Genomic DNA, 2,021 nt, shown 5'->3' on the forward strand with positions numbered 1-2,021 from the left:
CATCGAGCCTGCCGACGGCTTTTTCGGTGCCATGCGTGACCGGAAGTGTCTGATTATGTGAGCAAGGGCAAGCAGAACTTGAGATGAAGAGGCGCGTTTGATTTAATGCGCTGCTCCCAGGGCAAGCCACCCTAACAGGGCCGTCAACGAGCGCGTCTTTTTTCTGATTTAGCCGAGTTTCAATTTGATGGCCGAAAACGATATTCAAGTCAGCCTCGAAAACTGCCTTCAGTTACTGGTAGGGCTGCCATTAAGCATTGCCCGCAACGCTGCGGACATGAAGGTTTTCCATTTTGGTACCATTCGACCGCATCCCTCAGGCAGAGGGACTGTCGGGGCCTATGCACTGCATGTTCAATGCCCGTGGCGCTTCGTTGACGAGAAGACAATAGTCACAGGGACATCAGATCGTTTCGTCGAGCCGGCTGAAGGAACGGAGCCAAACGATGACGACCCTAAATCGGGAAACTTACAGCTCATCAAAATTGCATCTCTGCTGAAAGGCTACGACGCGGAGACAAACTCCTTCGTGAACGCCACAGAGCAACTCGTCGTCATAGCCGTTAACACAGATAACTACGGCGGGGCCGACTTCTTGCTGTCAGGTGGTTACCGCCTGCAGGTTTTCCCGGATGGTTCACTTGGTGAGGATTGGCGCTTTGTCGAGCTTCAAGGCCGCCATGTCGTTATCGAAGGCGGTCGCGTACAGGTTAACGGATAGCAATCTAATCTCAACAGCCGCTCGTCGGAGTTTTTCAACGGTATCTGCCATAAGCGGACGTAACTCGTTCGACGTCACAATGAACGTAAGGTCATGTTGGATAGAAATACTGTGAAAGGAAGGCAGAGAATGGATCATTTCGATATACTTGGCCGCAGCATTGCCGACCCAGTTGTCGAGTCTTATCTTGCCCATCACGAGAAGCTTGACCCTATCGATTTTCGTACGAATGCGGAGATGGGATTTTTCGGCGGTTTCGATAGCGGTTTCGGTCTGCAGGTGGAAAGCCTTTCCGCATACATTGCCGAATTCGAAGAGGTGCGGTCAAGACGCCTGTCGGACGGCGAGGAGAGGATTGTCTCTCGCCTGTCATTTACCGGGCCGGATGCGATCAGGGCAGTGCAACGCGCCTATTCGTCGGCGTTGCCATTCGGTCTGACGTTCGGAGACAGCAGCGACATCGTGGCCGAGAAGCTCGGGACGGGCCCGTTTCGAGAAGGCAAGAGCAGCACGCTGCCGGAATATTCAGCCGAACGCTTCGTTCACTCATATGCTGTCGGCAATATAGTCGCGATCGCAAAATATGACTCCGACTTGCGGCTGATGGCGGTTTATCTGATGCAGGCTGACCGCACCATGCTCAAGGCCACGCGCCGAAAGGCGTCCTTGCCCAAGCAGAAGATCATGCCAGGGAATATCGATAAAGTCGAAGCATTGCGGGTCCAGATGCCGACGCAGCGCTGGCGGGAGTCCATGGCCGAGGGAGACGAGCTTTTCAACGCGGCCGATATCGCCACGGCTGAAACGGCGCTGAATGGGTTCATCGACACGGTGAAGGCCGCAACCAGCCAGCGGGATGCGCAGGCAATCCAGGCAGCGGTCAAGGACATCGTTCTTGCGATCAATGAGATCCACGGCAGAAGCGGGATGATCGAAACACTGGAGCGCGACGAACTTGGTGTCCTGATCGAGGCGGTCGTAAGGGCCTCGGGCTTCAGCCTCCCGGATGATGAAGATATCACCGCCGAATGGCGGGAGTGGTAACGAGACCCGTGTCGCGGAAATCCCTGATTTTCGCTACGGGGGCGGCAAGCGTCGTGTTACGGATGTTCCCTTGATGACGGCAGGATCCGGCAGGCAGTCGGAGCGCGGCTGCCATCGTCATATACCTTCCGCCACTGAGCCGAGCCACGTCCTTCGCGGGCTCGATGAGGCATGTCTGATCGAAAACCGGCTTCGCCTCGATCGTCCTCCCGCAACGGCCTTCCAAAACTTTCTTCCCCTGAGCGCGGTGCGGCGA

3 protein-coding genes are annotated in these 2,021 nt (G+C 55.9%); 2 read left to right on the forward strand and 1 reads right to left on the reverse strand.

Annotation, left to right across the window (positions count from 1 at the left end; genetic code table 11):
- Positions 1-208, reverse strand: a 208-nt coding sequence (locus CO667_RS35665; RefSeq protein ID WP_210421753.1) for a hypothetical protein, incomplete at its 3' end; no start/stop codon positions are given.
- Here CO667_RS35665 and CO667_RS27195 point away from each other — a divergent pair.
- Together CO667_RS27195 and CO667_RS27200 are read left to right on the forward strand one after the other, a co-directional pair.
- Positions 188-721 carry a hypothetical protein gene (locus CO667_RS27195; RefSeq protein ID WP_088678666.1) on the forward strand — a complete coding sequence of 178 codons (534 nt, stop codon included), beginning with the start codon at positions 188-190 and terminating at the stop codon, positions 719-721. The two genes, CO667_RS35665 and CO667_RS27195, sit on opposite strands and share 21 nt — an antisense overlap.
- A 129-nt stretch (positions 722-850) precedes the next feature.
- Positions 851-1,765, forward strand: coding sequence for a hypothetical protein (locus tag CO667_RS27200; protein WP_096772373.1), 915 nt, complete (start codon positions 851-853; stop codon positions 1,763-1,765).
- Positions 1,766-2,021: the final 256 nt, after the last annotated feature.

It is taken from the genome of Rhizobium sp. L43 (genome assembly GCF_002531725.1).
Classification (GTDB): domain Bacteria; phylum Pseudomonadota; class Alphaproteobacteria; order Rhizobiales; family Rhizobiaceae; genus Rhizobium.